A 504-nucleotide genomic window follows, 5' to 3' on the forward strand; every position below is an offset into this window, starting at 1 on the left:
TGATTCATCAGTTGTTCCACTTTGACCGAGGCGTGCAACGCACTTTGGTCGGTTTGTCGATGAATCCACTCGGTCAACGCCAAGTAGCAACAAAGGATCAGCGTTTTTGGCGTGGCCAAATTAAAGCGAAAGCCCAATCGAGAGTTGATGTATTCGAGCCTCTGCTCAAAGGTCGCCACTCGTTGACTGTCACTTAACTGAGCGCCAATTTCTAAAAACAGACGCATGGCAAAACGGTCAATCGATGTGCCCAATCTCAAATACGTTTTCACCAATTGGCTGGCGCACAAACTGTCCACCACACTTCTGTCCAACAAGCGTTGCAACAACGATAACTGGTCGTCATTCAGCACACCTTCACTCAACAGCTGTCGGTGATTCACGTGGACAACATTGAGATCCTGTGATGGCTGAGACGCACTCTCATATCGTGCTCCTCTTTGCAAAACAGTGACTTTGCTTTGCGTCACAATGCTGTCGGCAAAAAGCGAACGCCGTCGCCCA

General features: G+C 49.0%; 1 pseudogene. It reads right to left on the reverse strand.

The window, feature by feature from the left end:
• Positions 1 to 504: pseudogene (esxD, locus tag R7Z49_RS27970) on the reverse strand (type III secretion system regulon anti-activator ExsD); the annotation flags it as partial.

This window comes from Vibrio sp. 1562, assembly GCF_033340155.1.
GTDB lineage: Bacteria > Pseudomonadota > Gammaproteobacteria > Enterobacterales > Vibrionaceae > Vibrio > Vibrio alginolyticus.